At 31.3% G+C, this 17,296-nt stretch carries 21 protein-coding genes; 9 read left to right on the top strand and 12 right to left on the bottom strand.

Going from position 1 to position 17,296, the window contains the following annotated elements:
- Nucleotides 1–122: 122 nt before the first annotated feature.
- The 5 genes from C3L50_RS15710 to C3L50_RS15690 form a co-directional block, all read right to left on the bottom strand.
- Complete coding sequence (locus C3L50_RS15710; protein WP_103807138.1) at nucleotides 123–1,439, bottom strand: hypothetical protein; 1,317 nt, start codon at nucleotides 1,437–1,439, stop codon at nucleotides 123–125.
- 229 nt (nucleotides 1,440–1,668) lie between these two features.
- The gene (locus C3L50_RS15705; RefSeq protein WP_103807137.1) at nucleotides 1,669–2,121 is read right to left on the bottom strand and encodes a sensor of ECF-type sigma factor; all 453 of its coding nucleotides are present in this window, start codon (nucleotides 2,119–2,121) and stop codon (nucleotides 1,669–1,671) included.
- 6 nt (nucleotides 2,122–2,127) lie between these two features.
- On the bottom strand, nucleotides 2,128–2,541 hold the full coding sequence (locus C3L50_RS15700; RefSeq protein ID WP_103807136.1) for a hypothetical protein: 414 nt from the start codon (nucleotides 2,539–2,541) through the stop codon (nucleotides 2,128–2,130).
- Between the two features lie 30 nt (nucleotides 2,542–2,571).
- Complete coding sequence (locus tag C3L50_RS15695) at nucleotides 2,572–3,114, bottom strand: RNA polymerase sigma factor (RefSeq protein ID WP_103807135.1); 543 nt, start codon at nucleotides 3,112–3,114, stop codon at nucleotides 2,572–2,574.
- Nucleotides 3,115–3,179: 65 nt separating this feature from the next.
- The gene (locus C3L50_RS15690; RefSeq protein WP_103807134.1) at nucleotides 3,180–4,286 is read right to left on the bottom strand and encodes an SRPBCC family protein; all 1,107 of its coding nucleotides are present in this window, start codon (nucleotides 4,284–4,286) and stop codon (nucleotides 3,180–3,182) included.
- A gap of 273 nt (nucleotides 4,287–4,559) precedes the next feature.
- Between C3L50_RS15690 and C3L50_RS15685 the strand changes: the two genes are divergently transcribed.
- Nucleotides 4,560–6,596 carry a dipeptidyl-peptidase 3 family protein gene (locus C3L50_RS15685; protein WP_103807133.1) on the top strand — a complete coding sequence of 679 codons (2,037 nt, stop codon included), beginning with the start codon at nucleotides 4,560–4,562 and terminating at the stop codon, nucleotides 6,594–6,596.
- Between the two features lie 57 nt (nucleotides 6,597–6,653).
- Here the strand turns inward: C3L50_RS15685 and C3L50_RS15680 are convergent, their stop codons facing one another.
- Nucleotides 6,654–6,842 (bottom strand): hypothetical protein, encoded by a 189-nt coding sequence (locus C3L50_RS15680; RefSeq protein ID WP_103807132.1) that lies wholly within the window; start codon nucleotides 6,840–6,842, stop codon nucleotides 6,654–6,656.
- An 80-nt stretch (nucleotides 6,843–6,922) separates the two neighbouring features.
- Between C3L50_RS15680 and C3L50_RS15675 the strand changes: the two genes are divergently transcribed.
- A complete protein-coding gene (locus C3L50_RS15675) occupies nucleotides 6,923–7,306 on the top strand; it encodes a pyrophosphohydrolase domain-containing protein (protein WP_103807131.1) in 384 nt (127 codons plus the stop codon).
- A 125-nt stretch (nucleotides 7,307–7,431) separates the two neighbouring features.
- On the opposite strand, the gene C3L50_RS15670 is transcribed toward C3L50_RS15675, so the two are convergent.
- Nucleotides 7,432–8,499 carry a branched-chain amino acid aminotransferase gene (locus tag C3L50_RS15670; protein WP_103807130.1) on the bottom strand — a complete coding sequence of 356 codons (1,068 nt, stop codon included), beginning with the start codon at nucleotides 8,497–8,499 and terminating at the stop codon, nucleotides 7,432–7,434.
- Nucleotides 8,500–8,777: 278 nt separating this feature from the next.
- Here C3L50_RS15670 and mnmD point away from each other — a divergent pair, with 278 nt between their 5' ends.
- Together mnmD and C3L50_RS15660 are read left to right on the top strand one after the other, a co-directional pair.
- A complete protein-coding gene (mnmD, locus tag C3L50_RS15665) occupies nucleotides 8,778–9,440 on the top strand; it encodes a tRNA (5-methylaminomethyl-2-thiouridine)(34)-methyltransferase MnmD (protein WP_103807129.1) in 663 nt (220 codons plus the stop codon).
- A gap of 135 nt (nucleotides 9,441–9,575) precedes the next feature.
- On the top strand, nucleotides 9,576–9,773 hold the full coding sequence (locus C3L50_RS15660; RefSeq protein WP_103807128.1) for a hypothetical protein: 198 nt from the start codon (nucleotides 9,576–9,578) through the stop codon (nucleotides 9,771–9,773).
- Between the two features lie 31 nt (nucleotides 9,774–9,804).
- Here the strand turns inward: C3L50_RS15660 and C3L50_RS15655 are convergent, their stop codons facing one another.
- Nucleotides 9,805–10,746, bottom strand: a complete 942-nt coding sequence (locus C3L50_RS15655; protein ID WP_103807127.1) for a LysR substrate-binding domain-containing protein — start codon at nucleotides 10,744–10,746, stop codon at nucleotides 9,805–9,807.
- A gap of 106 nt (nucleotides 10,747–10,852) precedes the next feature.
- Here C3L50_RS15655 and C3L50_RS15650 point away from each other — a divergent pair, with 106 nt between their 5' ends.
- The 3 genes from C3L50_RS15650 (at nucleotide 10,853) to C3L50_RS15640 (ending at nucleotide 12,794) form a co-directional block, all read left to right on the top strand.
- Nucleotides 10,853–11,326, top strand: a complete 474-nt coding sequence (locus C3L50_RS15650; protein WP_103807126.1) for a Dps family protein — start codon at nucleotides 10,853–10,855, stop codon at nucleotides 11,324–11,326.
- A gap of 83 nt (nucleotides 11,327–11,409) precedes the next feature.
- Nucleotides 11,410–12,045: a carbonate dehydratase gene (gene can / locus C3L50_RS15645; RefSeq protein WP_103807125.1), complete on the top strand. Its 636-nt coding sequence runs from the start codon at nucleotides 11,410–11,412 to the stop codon at nucleotides 12,043–12,045.
- Between the two features lie 365 nt (nucleotides 12,046–12,410).
- Nucleotides 12,411–12,794, top strand: coding sequence for an ankyrin repeat domain-containing protein (locus C3L50_RS15640; protein WP_103807124.1), 384 nt, complete (start codon nucleotides 12,411–12,413; stop codon nucleotides 12,792–12,794).
- Between the two features lie 50 nt (nucleotides 12,795–12,844).
- On the opposite strand, the gene C3L50_RS15635 is transcribed toward C3L50_RS15640, so the two are convergent.
- On the bottom strand, nucleotides 12,845–13,312 hold the full coding sequence (locus C3L50_RS15635) for a DUF1801 domain-containing protein (protein ID WP_103807123.1): 468 nt from the start codon (nucleotides 13,310–13,312) through the stop codon (nucleotides 12,845–12,847).
- Between the two features lie 4 nt (nucleotides 13,313–13,316).
- Nucleotides 13,317–13,919: a DUF2238 domain-containing protein gene (locus tag C3L50_RS15630; protein WP_103807122.1), complete on the bottom strand. Its 603-nt coding sequence runs from the start codon at nucleotides 13,917–13,919 to the stop codon at nucleotides 13,317–13,319.
- Nucleotides 13,920–14,023: 104 nt separating this feature from the next.
- Here C3L50_RS15630 and C3L50_RS15625 point away from each other — a divergent pair, with 104 nt between their 5' ends.
- The gene (locus C3L50_RS15625) at nucleotides 14,024–14,971 is read left to right on the top strand and encodes an ABC transporter ATP-binding protein (protein WP_103807121.1); all 948 of its coding nucleotides are present in this window, start codon (nucleotides 14,024–14,026) and stop codon (nucleotides 14,969–14,971) included.
- A gap of 68 nt (nucleotides 14,972–15,039) precedes the next feature.
- On the opposite strand, the gene C3L50_RS15620 is transcribed toward C3L50_RS15625, so the two are convergent.
- Nucleotides 15,040–16,128 (bottom strand): M42 family metallopeptidase, encoded by a 1,089-nt coding sequence (locus C3L50_RS15620; protein ID WP_103807120.1) that lies wholly within the window; start codon nucleotides 16,126–16,128, stop codon nucleotides 15,040–15,042.
- An 84-nt stretch (nucleotides 16,129–16,212) separates the two neighbouring features.
- On the opposite strand from C3L50_RS15620, the gene C3L50_RS15615 reads away from it, so the two are divergent.
- The gene (locus C3L50_RS15615) at nucleotides 16,213–16,890 is read left to right on the top strand and encodes a DUF4294 domain-containing protein (RefSeq protein WP_243400403.1); all 678 of its coding nucleotides are present in this window, start codon (nucleotides 16,213–16,215) and stop codon (nucleotides 16,888–16,890) included.
- Nucleotides 16,891–17,115: 225 nt separating this feature from the next.
- Here C3L50_RS15615 and C3L50_RS16390 read toward each other — a convergent pair whose 3' ends face one another.
- Nucleotides 17,116–17,259 (bottom strand): hypothetical protein, encoded by a 144-nt coding sequence (locus C3L50_RS16390; protein WP_165784028.1) that lies wholly within the window; start codon nucleotides 17,257–17,259, stop codon nucleotides 17,116–17,118.
- Nucleotides 17,260–17,296 lie beyond the last annotated feature (37 nt).

Raw genomic sequence — 17,296 nt, 5'->3', positions numbered from 1 at the left:
TTTAAATAATATAACTTCGCAAATCTAATCTTTTTAAAGATATTATTTAATTTTAAACAAGAAAAAATAAAAAAACACGGTTGAATTTTACCGTGTTTTTTTTATCCAATTTTTACGTTTTTTTATGTTCTTCTGTTGTTATTTCTTGAAGAATTAGAATTGTCACTTGATGAAGAATTTCTTGAAGGAGAATTCTGTTGAGATGACTCGGTTCTTTGCGAAGTTGTAGCTCTAGGAGATTCAGTTCTGTTTTGCGAATAATCTCTTTGATTTGAATTACTTTGAGGAACATTTACTCTTGAAGATTCAGTTCTGTTTTGAGAATAATCTCTTTGATTTGAATTACTTTGAGGAACATTTACTCTAGGAGATTCAGTTCTGTTTTGAGAATAATCTCTTTGGTTTGAATTACTTTGCGGAACATATGCTCTTGAAGATTCGGTTCTGTTTTGAGAATAATCTCTTTGATTTGAATTACTTTGCGGAACATATGCTCTTGAAGATTCGGTTCTGTTTTGAGAATAATCTCTTTGATTTGAATTACTTTGCGGAATGTTTACTTTTGGAGATTCAGTTCTGTTATATGAATAGTCTCTTTGATTTGAATTACTTTGCGGAGTATTAGTTCTAGAATATTCGTTTCTATTTGTAGAATAGCCAATTTCATTTCTTGTCCCATAATTTCTTGAGTTTCTAATTTTGTCTAATTCGTGACGATTACTTACCGTAGCATTTCTTCTTGAAAATGAATAATCAGGATGTTGTCTTTCGTACCCATTTGAGCGATTTGAATAATAGTAATTATTTGAATAATTGCTTCTTCTGTAGCTAACATAGTTATAGCGGTTATAACTATAATTGTTCAGACAAACATTTACATTATATCGGTATCTAAATACTGGATAGGCATTCCAAGCATAATAATAACTTGGATAATAATTCCAACACCAATTAGAAAAATAAGGACGATAATTTGACATCCAAAAGTTGGCATAAATAATTGGAGTGTAATAATATACAGGCTCATAAATATAATTATCGCCATAGAAATAGGAATTACCTACTACTTGAATACGAACGTTATTGTTCCAGTTTTTTTCTACTTCGATTGTGGCAACATCTTGATATAAATCACGATTCAAAACCGATTGAATGATGATGATGTGGGTGCGTTTCTCTATAGATTCAATTACTCTTAAATAATCTACTTGACCATCATAATTCAAATCTAAATTTGAAATTTGTAATTTAGGATCATTCAATCGTCTTTCAAAATCTTCTAAGTTTTTTGAATCACCAAAAACCGATGCAACTACTCTTAAATCTAAATTGTCACTAATTTCAGAATTTTGTGCATTTACAATTGTTCTGTTTTGTCCTTGTGTTTGGGTTGCAAAAACCACAGTCATTAGAGCGAATAGTAATACTTGAGTTTTCATAATAAATAAGATTAAGTTATTTGTTTTGAATAAACCAATTACTGTGCCAATTATTCATATGTTCATTGGTTGATTGTGTAAAAATATTTTTAAACAACTTAAAATTAATTAATTGCAATTTATAAAAATGTTTAAAATGTTTTTCTTTTTGATTTGTTTCCACAAAAAAACCAAGAAATCGTTTCAATGATTTCTTGGTTTTTGATGGAATTCTAAAGAAAAAATGATTTTATTTTCTAGAACCTTTATTTCGATATTGTTGCAATAACTTTCTATTAAAATCGTCTTCGGCTTTTTTTAATTTTATAATTTTTGTTGCAGGTAAAATATTTTTTAGGTTCGAAATGAATTTTTTTCTAATTTGATATAGTTCATCGTCATTACTTTGCATTTGAGCAAGAAGAGCCGATGCTTCTTTTTCGTTCATTTTGTCTAAATCAGAATCCATACGTTCTTTGAAGGCTTTCATTTTTTGATGTTTTATTTCAAACTGTTTGTCTTCATAAGCATTATAAATGGGCCAAAATTTAGCTGCTTCATCAGGGGTTAACGCTAATTCATTTGTTATAAATCCCACTTTCAAAGTTTTTATTTGTTCCCTTTTTTCTTCCATTTGAGACTGCGCAAAGGAATGAATGGAAATAAATAATATACTAATTAGTAAAAATTTGCTTGTTTTCATTTTGTATTAATTTAATAGGTATTGTTCTAAATTGCTGTTTTCAGAAAGTTCATTTTCGATAGTCTTATCTTCTAAATTCAAATCGATATTCATTTTTTGAATGTCTTGTTTATCTAAAAGATTTACCAAATCGGTGTCTGAAACAGAGGAATGATAAGTGATATAATTTTCCAAAGTTGCATCGTCAATTTCTGACGAATGACTATAGAAATTATTATAAATCGGTATTGATAACGCAAGTACCAAAACAGCTGCAGCAGCATAAATCCAAGTTTTTCTCCTTGCAAAAATAGAAATTACTTTGGTTTCTTTTTCGGGTAGTTGTTGCATCATTCTTGTCGAAAAATCCTCAAAGTAATTCTCCGGAACGGTAAATCCAGTTGCTGTTTTAGGCTCGTTTTCTAGTTTAAATGTTTTCATATCGTTTAGACTTAATTGAAGTCAAAAGGTTTAATTTTTTGTTATAAAGGCTTCTATTTTTTTGACAGCGAGATGATAAGATGCTTTTAAAGCGCCCACCGATGTGCCAAGTATTGTAGAGATTTCTTCGTATTTTAGTTCTTCAAAATATTTCATTTTAAAGATTAATTGTTGTTTCTCGGGCAATAATACAATTGCTTTTTGCAATTTTATTTGAATATCGTTTCCATCAAAATAAACGTCTGCTTTTAGATTATCGATGGTTTTGTTTTGCAAAGTTTCAGATGAAACTCCATTCTTTTTTGCTTTTTGATTTAAAAAAGTCAATGCTTCATTAGTCGCAATTCGATACATCCACGAAAATAATTTACTTTCTCCTTTGAATTTGTTTAAATTTTGAAACACTTTTACAAAGGTATTTTGCAAAACATCATTGGCATCATCGTGATCCAAAACAATATTTCTAATATGATTGTAGAGCGGCCTTTGATATTCCTTCAAGAGTTTTTCAAACGCCTGATTTTGCGTTTTAGGGTTTAATAATTCCTGAATAAATTCCTGTTCTTCTTGCAAAGCTGTAATTTATAAGTTTAGATTGGAATTTTTCAAATAGGTTTAATAAGAATCTAAAAAAAAAATTAAAATTCCGATGGAATTTCTTTTTCTACATCTGCAGGAACAACTTCTTCAGTTGGTATTGAGCTAACTGCTGCTGGTCTGTAAACTGGTTTTGGCTTTGTTGGAAAATAGATTTCAGTTTTCCATTTTGATGGACTATTTATTTCGTTTTTGCCAATCGAATACAATTCAAGTCGTGAAAAAGAAGGATCAGTTTTGATATTATTTGTTTTTAGATATTCTAAAGTTTTATCCAATGCTTTTTGAGTATGGGAGTAATCACCTGTCAAAGTTGTTTTTACAGCTTCAAATGATGGCAATGTATCCGATGAAATTTCACTTCCTTCAGTTATGAAAATAGGATCTTTTATAGGAATACAAATGGATATTTTAGTTAGTTTGTTTGTCGTGTCGTAAGTGTGGAAAATAACAAAAGGTTTCCCTTTTATTGTAATGTTGTTATTATTACAAAAAGTGGTAATTTTTGAAAATACGATAGATGTATTTTTACTAACGTTTGAAAATTCGCTCGTGAATGTTTGGGCAAGATAGAATGCTTCAAGTTTTTTTACTACTCCATTTACCTTTACATTATAAGTGTTTATTTCATAATCTAATTTCTTATCTAAATTAGCTAAACTTTTTTCGAAAATACTACCAAATAGTTTGTTGGCACCACCATTAAAAACAGAAAGGATTTTGAAAGTAAAACTCATTTTGCCTTTTGCTTTCCAAGTTACTTTTGTTTTTCCTAAAGTATCTTTGAAACTCATCGAAATGTCAGCTATATTTCCATTAATATCCATCGTTTGAAGAATACTATCGTCTTGTTTTACGTTTGTCGTTTTCAATTCACCAGCTGCTTCTTTTCCGTCCCAAGAGCAAAAACTACCTTTTCCAATTGTATTATTAGAATAAGTAATATTTAAAAGTGGATCCTCAACGGCCAATGAATTCCATTCTTTCCAATTTTTTAAATCGTTGGCATAATTGAATAGGGATGATTTTTGCGAATTAATAATTTTGCTTCTTTCAACAGTAAATACTCCTTTCTGAGTGGCAATAAAAATGGATAATGCTACTAAACTAAGTAATAATAAAAGAAAGAGGTACTTTATAATTCTCATAAATCTAGGGGTTAATTTAAGTTGTAAAGTTAGAAATATTATTCAAACATTTTACTTCACGACAAAGTATAAAAAAATTCTCGGATAAATATAAAACATAAATGGTATTTTTAATTATTAATTTCAAAAATAATGGATTAATACTACTAAAACAGGAAGGTAGAGTCAAATTTGAACTAGCTATTATGTGATTCTTTGTATATTTATTTGTTATAAATTATCTAAATAAATGTACATTTGTTAAATATTTTTTAAACTACTAAATTATTAAACATGAAATTACTTAAAATTGCTGCCGTTTTTATGACCGTTGGAGCTGGTTTGGTTTGTAATGCACAAACAGCAAAAACTAAGGATGTAAAAATTGCAGCAGAAGTTTCTTTTGATTATGTCGCCGAACAATTTGCCGATATAAAAGTGTTGCGTTATCAAATTCCAGGTTGGGAAAACTTAACCTTGAAAGAGCAAAAATTAGTTTATTACCTCACACAAGCAGGTTATTCTGGACGTGATATTGGTTGGGATCAACATTACAAATACAATCTAAAAATTAGAAAAGCACTCGAGAATATATATGTAAATTACAAAGGTGATAAAACTTCAAATGATTGGAAAAATTTTGAAATTTACCTAAAGAGAGTTTGGTTTGCTAACGGAATTCATCATCATTATTCAAATGATAAAATTAAACCAAGTTTTTCTGCTGCCTATTTTAATGGTTTATTGAAAGCTACAAAAACAAGTTTATCTCCAGCAATTGTAGATGTTCTTTTTAACAATGCGGATGCTAAAAAAGTAAATCTTGACGAATCTAAAGGATTGCTTGAAGGTTCGGCTATCAATTTTTATGACAAAGGAATTACTGCCAAAGAAGTGGCCGATTTTTATGCAAAGAAAACAAGTCCAGACCCCAAAAGACCTTATTCTTTTGGTTTGAATTCAAAATTAGTTCGAAATTCGAAAGGACAATTAGAAGAGAAAGTTTGGAAAAGTGGTGGAATGTATGCTGCTGCCATCGACAAAATCATTTATTGGTTAACAAAAGCACAAACTGTTGCTGAAAATAAACAACAAGGCGATGCCATTGGTTTACTTATCAGTTACTACAAAACAGGAAGTTTAAAAACTTGGGACGATTACAACATTGCTTGGTCGCAAGCTACCGAAGGAAATATTGATTATATAAATAGTTTTATTGAAGTATATAATGATCCTTTGGGATATCGAGGTTCATACGAAAGCATCGTTCAAATCAAAGATTTTGATATGTCTAAAAAGATGGAGGTAATTTCGAAAAATGCTCAATGGTTTGAGGATAATTCGCCTTTGCTTCTAGAAAATAAAAAGAAAAATGTGGTTGGGGTTTCTTATAAAACTGTTGTTGTAGCTGGTGAATCTGGCGATTCTTCTCCTGCAACACCAATTGGTGTAAACCTTCCAAACTCCGATTGGATTCGTGCCGAACATGGTTCCAAATCAGTTTCATTAGGAAATATTATTGACGCTTATAATAAAGCTGGTGGAAAAGGAAGATTACAAGAATTTGCAAACGATCCAGAAGAAATTGCTTTGGCCGAAAAGTATGCTGAACTTGGGGATAAAATGCATACCGCTTTGCACGAAGTGATTGGTCACGCCTCAGGACAAATAAATCCTGGTGTAGGAACACCTAAAGAAACCTTGAAAAGTTATGCTTCGACTCTAGAAGAAGGTCGAGCCGATTTAGTGGGATTGTATTATGTATATAGCCCAAAATTGCAAGAACTAGGTTTGGTTGACGATTGGAAAAAACTTGGAATGGAATCTTATGATAGTTACATTCGAAATGGTTTGATGATGCAACTTATTCGTTTAGAACCAGGAGCCGATATCGAAGAAGCCCATATGAGAAACCGTCAATACATCAGTGCTTGGGTATTCGAAAAAGGGAAAAAAGACAATGTGATTGAGAAAATTACTCGCAACGGAAAAACCTATTTCAACATTACGGATTATGATAAATTACACGAATTATTTGGACAATTATTGCGTGAAATTCAACGTATCAAATCTGAAGGTGATTATGAAGCAGGAAAAGCTTTGGTTGAAAATTACGGTGTAAAAGTAGATCAAGCCATACATGCCGAAGTTTTGGAAAGAAACAAACAATTTACTTCTGCACCTTATAGTGGTTTTGTGAATCCAATTTTAGTTCCAAAAATGGATGCTAAAGGAGAAATTATTTCGATTGAAGTAAAACAACCCAATTCCTTTGCAGAACAAATGTTGTATTATTCTAAAAACTATGGTTTCTTGCCTTTAGAAAATTAATAAATAATTGAAATATAAAGAAAGGGATGTCGTAATTGGCATCCTTTTTATTTAGTTTTATCTTTTAAAAAATATTTTTATCACAAACAAAAGCACAATAAATAGGGCAAAACCAATCAAAATTTTGAAATTTCCTTGGTAGAATAATTTATGCAACTTAGCATCTTTTCGATAAGCATAAATCATTGCGATGATGAAAACCACAACAAAAAAACCAGCAAACAGCATTTGACCTTGACTAAACATAGTTTTAATTTTTTTCGCAAATTTAGGGTTTTGTTTAGGAAAACTTGCTAATTTGCCAACTCATTTAATCAAATAAAATTATGCAAAAACAAATCAACGCAGTCAAAGAGTTTCATACGGCTTTCAAAATTGGTCATAGTGACATTCCAAGAGCCGATTTGGGAGAAACCAAAAACACGCTTCGGTACAATTTGATGAAAGAAGAAAACGAAGAATATCTAGAAGCGGTTCAGAATAATGATTTAATAGAAATTGCCGACGCTTTGGGCGATATGATGTATATTCTTTGCGGAACTATTATAGAACACGGTTTGCAACATAAAATTGAAGAAGTTTTCGATGAAATTCAACGTTCTAATATGAGTAAATTGGGCGAAGACGGAAAACCTATTTATCGCGAAGACGGAAAGGTGATGAAAGGGCCTAACTATTTTAAACCTGATTTCTCGAAAATTCTGAAATAGTATTCAGTATTTAGTCTCAGTTTGCAGTACATTAAAAAAGAGCGATTTTCAATTAGAAAATCGCTCTTTTTTTAATTGTAATTTAGTTATCTAATAACTGAACACTAATAACTGAAAACTGTCAACTATACTTTCACAGTCCAACCAAAAGCATCTTCCGAAATTTTATTTTGAAGATTGGTTAGTTTTTCTTTTAATTGAGAAGCGTATGAATTTTCAATAGGTGTCATTTCATAATAAACGTCTTGGTAAGAGAATCCTTTGATAACACTTACAACTGCAGCAGTTCCAGCACCGAAGATTTCTTTTAAAGATCCGTTTTTAGCAGCTTCAACTAATTCAGAAACTAAAACTGGACGAACATCAACGTTAATACCTTCACTTTTTGCCATTTCAATAAGACTTTTTCGGGTAATACCATCCAAAATTCTTTCGCTTGTAGGAGCAGTCAATAAAGTATTATTTATTCTAAAAAACACATTCATCGTTCCGGCCTCTTCCAGTTTGGTATGTGTGGCATCGTCAGTCCAAATCACTTGTTGAAAACCTTCTTTATTGGCTAAATTGGTTGGATAAAACTGTGCAGCATAATTACCTGCGGCTTTTGCAGCACCAATTCCACCGTTTGCAGCTCTACTGAAATGCTCGGCAATCAATACTTTTACTTCGCCAGAATAGTAAGCTTTTGCAGGAGACAAAAGAATCATAAATTTATATTCATCCGATGGGTTTGCCATCACTCCAGCTCCTGTTGCAATCATAAACGGACGGATATACATACTGCTTCCGTTTCCTTTTTGAACCCAAGCTTCATCTAATTGTAGCAATTGTTTAAGTCCTTCCATAAAGATTTCTTCAGGAACTTCAGGCATAGCCATTCTTGTGGCAGAATTGTTAAAACGTTTAAAGTTTTCATCAGGTCTAAACAACCAAATGTCGTTATTATCATCTTTATATGCTTTCATCCCTTCAAAAATAGCTTGTCCATAATGAAATACTTTTGAAGAAGGATCCATCAAAAATGGGGCATAAGGCTTGATAATTGGTTTTTGCCATTCACCATTTTTGAAATCACATTCAAATAAATGATCGGTGAAAACATCTCCAAAATGCAAATTATCAAAATCTACATCTTTTATTTTTGAAGTTGAGGCTTTTATAATTTCTATTTTATTGGTTTGAGTTGTGCTCATAATATAGTATTCTATTTAAAAATATTTTAATAAGTGATAGATGATTCTATGTGAAAAGACTGTTTGCAAAATTAAACAAAAATCGTCAAATTAGTTGTCAAAAAAATAGTATTTATGACATTTAACTGAGATTTATTTATATTGAAAAAAAAATGGTAAATGTGGAGTTGAATTTATGGAATATCCAACAAATTCGAAGCATTAATGGTTATACATAAATTGGATTTAATTAAATTTGGCTTTTTAAACCCAATTTAAAACCAAAAATCAATTTTATTTTGAAAAGAAATATAATTCAAACTCGAGATGGCTCTACTACCATACACATTGAAGAATGGGATGAATGTTATCACTCTCGATTTGGAGCCATTCAAGAAGCACAACATGTTTTCATAAAAAAAGGACTTTCTTTGTTCGAAAATGAGTCGGTTTCTATTTTAGAAATTGGATTTGGGACGGGCTTGAATGCTTTTATCACTTTTTTGGAATTTCACAAATTCAATCAGAAAATTAATTATGTGGCAGTCGAAGGGTATCCTGTCACTTTAGAAGAAGCTTCTTTAATGAATTATGTTGCCGAATTAAATGCCGAAAATAATAGACCTATCTTCGAAAAACTACACGAATGCAATTGGGAAGAACCTCATGTTTTAAGTGAAGATTTTATTTTCACAAAAAGGAAGCAGTTTTTTGCAGATATTGATGATATAGAAAAATTTGATTTGATTTATTTTGATGCTTTTGGATTTGATGTTCAACCCGAATTGTGGACTGTTTCAATTTTCAAAAAAATGTATGATGCCCTTAAAAAACAAGGTGTTTTAGTTACTTATGCTGCCCGAGGAGTGATCAAACGAAATATGATTGAAGCAGGTTTTAGAGTCGAAAAACACGAAGGAGCACCTGGAAAAAGAGAAATGTTTAGGGCAATAAAGGAATAGATGGAGCTAAAAAACACTTTTTCAACACAATAAAAGCACATTATAATTCGTTGTTAAATTTAGTTTTATTATAAAAATAATAGCTTACTTTTACAACGTTTAGAACACAGATCTAACCCTAAATCTTGAAAAATTATGACTAAAGTAATGTTTGATTACACTAAATCAGTGCTAGAAAGAGTGAGTTTTGATGCCACACTTTTTTGTAAAGAGTTAGAAAAAGCAATAAAGTCTTTGTTACCCTACGAAATGGAACTTTTGCGAGAATGGTTATTAAATTTCATAATCGAAAAACCAGAATTAAAACAATGTTTGTTAATTGTAAACGATTAAAATAAAAAAGGCTGTCAAAAGACAGCCTTTTTTATTTCTTTGAAATAGGACTAATTATTTGAACATTTTGAAACGCAATTGCTCCTTTTACCACTCCAGAAATAGTGTTTCTAAGCGCATCAATAATATGGATTTTCAACTCGCTTTTAGGATAAATTAGGCTTACTTCACGAGCAGGCTTAGGTTCTTTGAATTGTCTTAGTTTTAATTTGTCGTTATCATTCAAATTTAATGTATGTAAGTAGGGCAGGAGCGTGGTGCCTAATCCTTCGTCGGCTAGTTTTATTAAAGTTTCAAAACTACCGCTTTCAAGTTGGAATGAATTTTTACCGGCCATTTGCTGATTCTTGCATAAATTTAAAATTCCATCTCTAAAACAATGTCCATCTTGTAATAATAAAATTTCGTCAAGGTTTAAATCCGATATTTCGATTTCTGATTTCTGAGAAATGACATTATTCGTAGGAACATAAGCTACAAAAGGCTCATAATACAGCACAATTTCCTTGATTTTTTCGTCTTCTAATGGAGTGGCTGCAATGGCCGCATCGAGATGACCATTTTTTAATCGCGTAATGATTTCATTGGTATTCAACTCTTCGATAATGAGTTTTATTTTGGGATATTTTTTGATGAAATTATTCAAAAACATTGGTAAAAGTGTAGGCATAATGGTTGGAATAATTCCGATGCGAAATTCACCACCAATAAATCCTTTTTGGTATTCAACTATATCCTTTATTTTTCCTGCTTCGTTAACGATATTTTTGGCTTGTTCAACAATTTTCTGACCAATTGCTGTAAGTTGAATAGGTTTTTTAGTTCTATCAAATATCAAAATATTCAATTCTTCCTCAATTTTTTGAATTTGCATGCTCAATGTGGGTTGGGTAACGAAACATTTATCTGCTGCAAGAGTGAAATTTTTATGTTCGGCTACTGCCAATACATATTGTAGTTGAGTAATTGTCATTGTATAGTATTTTACGATGCAAATATAAAAACAATCAATTTAATTTATAGTATTAAGAACGGTTATTTCTTAATTTTGATTAAAATTAAATATAAAAGACAACATTATGAAATTAAATACTATTGGATTACCAACTAAAGAAGCCGAAGTATTAGCTGCGGAATTAAATGTATTATTGGCCAATTTTCAAATTTATTACCAGAATTTAAGAGGTTTGCATTGGAATATTCGAGGCAAACGTTTTTTCGATTTGCATTTAAAATTTGAGGAATTGTATAATGACAGCCAATTAAAGATTGATTTGATTGCAGAGCGTGTTTTGACTTTGGATGCTATTCCGCTTCACACTTTTGATGATTATATAATGAATAACAAGCTTGAAATTGGAAAAAACATTCACAACGATGAAAAAGCTATTGAATTGATTGTTTCTTCATTGGTCAAATTACTTGCCATTGAAAGAGTTATCTTGAAGAAATCGGGCGAAATTGAGGACGAAGGAACCAACTCGATGATGGGTGATTTTATTGTTGAACAAGAAAAAACCATTTGGATGTTGAAAGCTTGGCAACAAGATTAAATTATCCTTAAGGAAATAGAGACTTAAATTGATTATATTTTTCTACTTTTGGAAAAGTATAATCAATTTTTTAATTTAAGAATATGAGTGATTTCTATAATAAGATTTTAGAAAGAAATAAAAAATGGGTTGAGGAATCATTAGCATTAGACCCTAATTATTTTCAAGATCTGGCCAAAGGACAAGCCCCTCCTTTGTTATGGATAGGTTGTTCGGATAGTAGAGTTCCTGCAAACGAAATAATTGGAGCGAAACCAGGCGAAACTTTTGTACATAGAAACATAGCTAATATGGTTATTCATTCTGATATGAATATGTTGAGCGTTTTGGATTATGCTGTTAATGTATTAAAAGTTAAGCATGTATTGGTTTGTGGTCATTACGGTTGCGGAGGTATAATGGCTGCTATGAAAAATGATTCGGTCGGAATTATCGACAACTGGATTCGACATATTAAAGATGTATATCGTTTAAATCACAAAGAATTAGATGCAATTGAAGATGAAACAGAGCGTTTTAATAGATTTGTGGAAATCAATGTTATTGAACAAGTCTGTGATTTAGCTAAAACATCAATTGTACAATCGGCTTGGAAAAAAGGGCAAGAATTGTCTCTTCATGGTTGGGTTTATGGATTGAATTCAGGATATGTTACTGATTTGAATGTTAATTTTAGTTGTGATAAAGACTTAGATGATGTATATCAGTTGAAGTTTTGATGAATTGAATATTTAATATTCAGTTTTGTTTTTAGATTTAAAGGCTGCTATCACCGAATTAATTTGGGAATAGCAGCCTTTTGATTATGCATGTTTTTTGCATTGAATAGTTATATTTTACCTCATTATCAGATAGTTAAATAGTTGTTATTATTCTTTCATGTATTTCTATATTTACTATAGCCTTTTTTAAATGAATATTTATATCATTTTATTTTGTTAATTTTTTGTTAAATATAAGTACTATGTAAAACAAGATACCTGTTTTTAGATATATATTTGCATAGAATATTAATAGGTATTTAATATTTCAAAAATCATCAATCAAAAAAAGAACAATTAATCAAAAAAAAAAATCAAGTGTTATGAAAAAATCAATCGTTTATTTAGGACTAGCTTTAGTAGCTTTTACAAATGTTTCTATGGCTTCGGGTTTTAATCCTGAAAAGGGTAATGAAACTACAATTACAGTTTATGAAGGAGTTTCGCCGTTCAACAATGCTATTGTCAGAGGCGATGTTGAAGCAGTAAAAAAGTTTATTGCTTATGGGTCAGATGTTAATGAAAAATCAAATGGAATGAGTCCATTAATGCTTGCAGCACGTTATAACAAGGTAGAGATTTTAAAAATTTTAATATCTAATGGAGCTGATGTTAAAGCAAAAGATGAAAGAGGATTTACCGCTTTGAAACATGCCGAATTATCTAATGCCAAAGAGGCAATCCAAATTTTAAAACAAGCCCAATAAGCTTCGATAATTATTAGCAACTTAAAAAGTGAACTAATGAAACCGCAATTCTAAGCAGATTTGCGGTTTTTTATTTGGGTTTCATAACATTCAATCCAATCTTTCACAGCCATTTTGCCGACTAATTCAGCAATTAAATCAAATGGAATTTGATCCAGTTTTTTAAATCGAATGCAACTTTTTCCCATATCTAATTTTTGGTTGCTGTGCTTAGGAAATTCGGTTACAAACCAGTCCATTAATTGGGGATTCACATAAATTCCCATATGATAAATTGCGATGAAATTTTTTTGGGACGCAATATTTAAAAAGGGTAGAGGAAGTTTTGGATTGCAATGGTATCCACTCGGATAAGTAGAATGGGGTACAATATAACCAATCATTCCGTAACTCATTTGCTCTACAAAACCTTCAGGAATAGTATTGCGAATAATATCTCTAAGCTTTTGAAACACTTCTTTCCTTTCTTCAGGAATTTCGTTAAGGTAATCTTCGACTGTAAGAACTGATGATTGCATTTTTTTAGTGTTTAAATTGATTCAGTTGTTTATCTTGAGTTTTCGAAAACAAAATCAAACCTGTTATAGCGCCAATTGTAGCAAACAACATATCTGATTGTGTGTCCCAAACATAACCTTGAGTTCCTAAAAATGCATCGCCACCATCACCTGTTGCTAATGAAACTCCCCATTCTATCCATTCATATGCCGCACTTATTGCCAAACAAATAGAAACAATGATAAAATTAAAAAAACTCGGATTACTAATTACTTTTTTACGAATAAATAATTCGCGGATTATCATTGCAGGCACTAATCCTTGTGCAAAATGACCTATTTTATCATAATTATTTCTACTTTGATGAAAAATTTCTCGAATATAATCAAACAACGGAACTTCGGCATAGGTATAATGACCACCGACAAAAAGAATGATGCAATGAATTAGGATTAGAAAATAGGTAATGTTGGTAAACCTAAATTTATGGAACGTGAAAGTCAACACCAAAACCCCAATGATAGCAGGAATAATTTCCAAAAAACAGGTAAAACCTTCCTTCGGATTGATGATTGACCAAACAAAAGTTGCAAAAAACACGGCCAACATTATATAAATATTTTTCATTTATTTTAGAATTTAGTGGTGCTAAAATATAGAAATAAATTCATTAAAATCACAATAGATTCATTTTAATAAACGTTGTAAATTTGCACCATTAAACCTAGAAAATGCTTCAAATAAAAAATATTTCTTTTACCTATATAGAAAATCCAGTCATCGAGAATGTTAGTTTCGAAATTGCCAAAGGGCAACATATTGCTGTCATTGGCGAAAGTGGTTGCGGTAAAAGTACTTTGCTCAAACTACTTTACGGATTGTATGATTTGGATAATGGCGAAATTCTATATAATGACGAACCCATTTTGGGCCCCAAATTCAATCTAATTCCGGGCAAAGATTATATTAAATACTTGGCACAAGATTTTGATTTGATGCCTTACATAACTGTTGAAGAAAATGTAGGCAAGTTTTTGTCCAATATATATAAGGAGAAAAAGAAAGTAAGAGTTCAAGAGCTTTTGGAAATGGTAGAAATGACTGAATTTGCCAAAGTAAAAGCAAAATACCTAAGCGGAGGACAACAACAACGAGTTGCTTTGGCAAGAGTTTTGGCACTCGAACCCGAAATTCTTTTATTGGACGAACCTTTCAGTCAAATAGATTCCTTTCGAAAAAACTCCCTGCGTCGAAATTTATTCAATTATTTTAAGAAAAAAGAAATTACTTGTATCATAGCCACTCACGATAGCACAGAAGCTTTGTCTTTTTCGGATGAAACGATTGTATTACAAAACGGGAAATTAATAGCCAAAGGAAATTCAAGACAACTTTATGAGAATCCGCCAAGTTATTACGTTGCTTCACTTTTTGGAGAAGTAAATGAATTAAAACAATCCCATTTTGAGGATTTGGATGGCACTAACGAAACACTAATTATTTACCCACATCAACTTAAAGTTGTCGAAGAGGGAAATATAACTGTAATTGTTAAGCAATCTTATTTCAAAGGAAACCATTATTTAATTAAGGCTGCTTTCGAACGAAAAGCCATTTTCTTTGAGCACCACTCAGAATTAGAACTGAACCAAGAAGTAAGGTTGTCTTTTATGCGGTAATAATAGAAACTAAAAATCCTTTCCACATTTGACAATGGAAAGGATTTTAGCTTTTAGAAAATACTTTTCTACTTAAAATAAGAAAACGTTTCGTTGTTTTCGATTTTCAATAAAGTCTCATAAATTAATTTTATCACGTTTTCAACATCTTCTCGATGCACCATTTCAACCGTGGTGTGCATATATCGCAATGGTAATGAAATCAATGCCGAAGCAACTCCACCATTACTATAAGCAAAAGCATCGGTATCAGTTCCTGTAACTCTCGAAGAAGCCAAACGCTGAAAAGGAATTTTTTTCTCTTCGGCAGTGTCCAAAATTAGTTCTCTCAAATTATTCTGAACCGCTGGTGCATAAGTAATAACAGGACCTTTTCCAATTTTGGTTTCGCCTTCAATTTTCTTGTCAATCATTGGCGTAGTAGAGTCGTGGCAAACATCAGTTACAATAGCAACGTTAGGCTTGATGGTTTTGGTAATCATTTCGGCTCCACGAAGTCCCACTTCTTCTTGAACAGAATTGGTAATATACAACCCAAAAGGAAGCTTGACTTTGTTTTCGTGAAGCAAACGAGCCACTTCGGCAATCATAAAACCGCCCATTCTATTATCAATGGCACGACAAACAAATTTGTTTTCGTTCAAAACCATAAATTCATCAGGATAAGTAATCACACAACCCACGTGAACACCAAGTGCATCTACTTCTTCTTTTTTAGAACAACCAATATCAATGAACAAATTATCAATTTTTGGTGTTTCTTCCTTACCTCGATTACGAGTATGAATAGCTGGCCAACCAAAAACACCTTTCACGATTCCTTTTTTAGTGTGGATATTTACCCTTTTTGATGGCGCAATTTGATGATCGGAACCACCATTTCTAATCACATAGATTAATCCGTCATCGGTAATGTAATTAACATACCAGGAAATTTCATCAGAGTGACCTTCAATAACCACTTTATAAGGAGCGTCAGGATTAATAATTCCCACAGCAGTTCCGTAAGTATCCGTGATAAAAGTGTCTACATATGGTTTTACATAATCCATCCACAGTTTTTGACCGCTACTTTCATAACCAGTTGGAGAAGCATTGTTTAAATAATTTTCTAAAAACGTAAGAGATGTCTTTTTTAATATTGATTTTGAACTCATAAAAATAATTTTTGGCTAAATTAAAAATTTGGCATTAGAGTTGTATATAAATGTATAATTTTGTCACATAAATTATTTACTACTATGAAGATTTTTAAGTTTTTCTTGTTTTTCCTTTTCGTATCTCTTTCAACTCAAGCCCAAATAGTTCAAAAAGACACTACAAGTATGGGATATTTCATTAAAGATAAAGACACCATATTTAAAGACACCATACAATTAGATGAAATCGTTATTTTTAAAGGAAAAGTTGATGTAGAATCGCAAAAACAATTTACCTTGTTAAAAAACCGTGTATATCGAACTTATCCCTACGCAAAATTAGCTTCCGAGCGATTGACAGCACTAAATAGAGGTATGGCAAGTCTAAAGACAAATAAAGAAAAGAAAAAATATTTCAAGATTGTTGAAGATTATCTCAATAATGAATTTGAAGCTCAACTCAAAAAACTTTCCCGTAAGCAAGGTCAAATACTTATAAAGTTAATTCACCGACAAACAGGAATTACAACTTATGATTTAGTAAAATCTTTAAAAAGTGGTTGGACGGCTTTTTGGTCCAATACAACAGCCAGAATGTTTGACCTTAATTTGAAAACCCAATACTTGCCCTACCAAGTCAACGAAGATTATCTTATCGAAACTATATTAGTAAGAGCCTTCGAATCGAATAGGTTAATCAATCAACCACCAGCAAAACCTGTAAATTATGATGATTTAAATGATTTTTGGATCAATAAAGCAGTAAAGTCCAACAATTAAATTTACCTTATATATTATTAAGAGGCTACTATTACAATAAATAGTGGCCTCTTTGCTTTTAAAAGCTATATATTTTGAACATACATTATATATAGATTAGTTTTTTCAAGGAGCTATTCCCGCTATCCGCTCTATCTCTTGTTCCGTCCCGAAGTTTCGGGACCGTTACAAGAGGATGCCGCTACTATCGGGGCTATTTGTTGATTAATAGAAAGAGCTTTTCTTTTATATATAAGAACGATTTTCCAAAGCAAACATATCAACCAATGCAAGCAAAGCGCTATCTATAGCGTCTTTTCTTAGTGAGCTTTGTTTCTTCTTAGTGTTCTTGGTGTTTAAAAACGCCAATTTTCGCTTTAATGAATCCATTCTCTCTTTGTTTCAAACGAAGAGTTATCCACTAAAA

Origin of the sequence: Flavobacterium alvei (genome assembly GCF_002920895.1) — a bacterium.
Taxonomy (GTDB): Bacteria; Bacteroidota; Bacteroidia; order Flavobacteriales; family Flavobacteriaceae; genus Flavobacterium; species Flavobacterium alvei.
The sequence above is the reverse complement of the archived record's forward strand: the minus strand, read 5'-3'. Positions and strand labels throughout refer to the sequence as shown.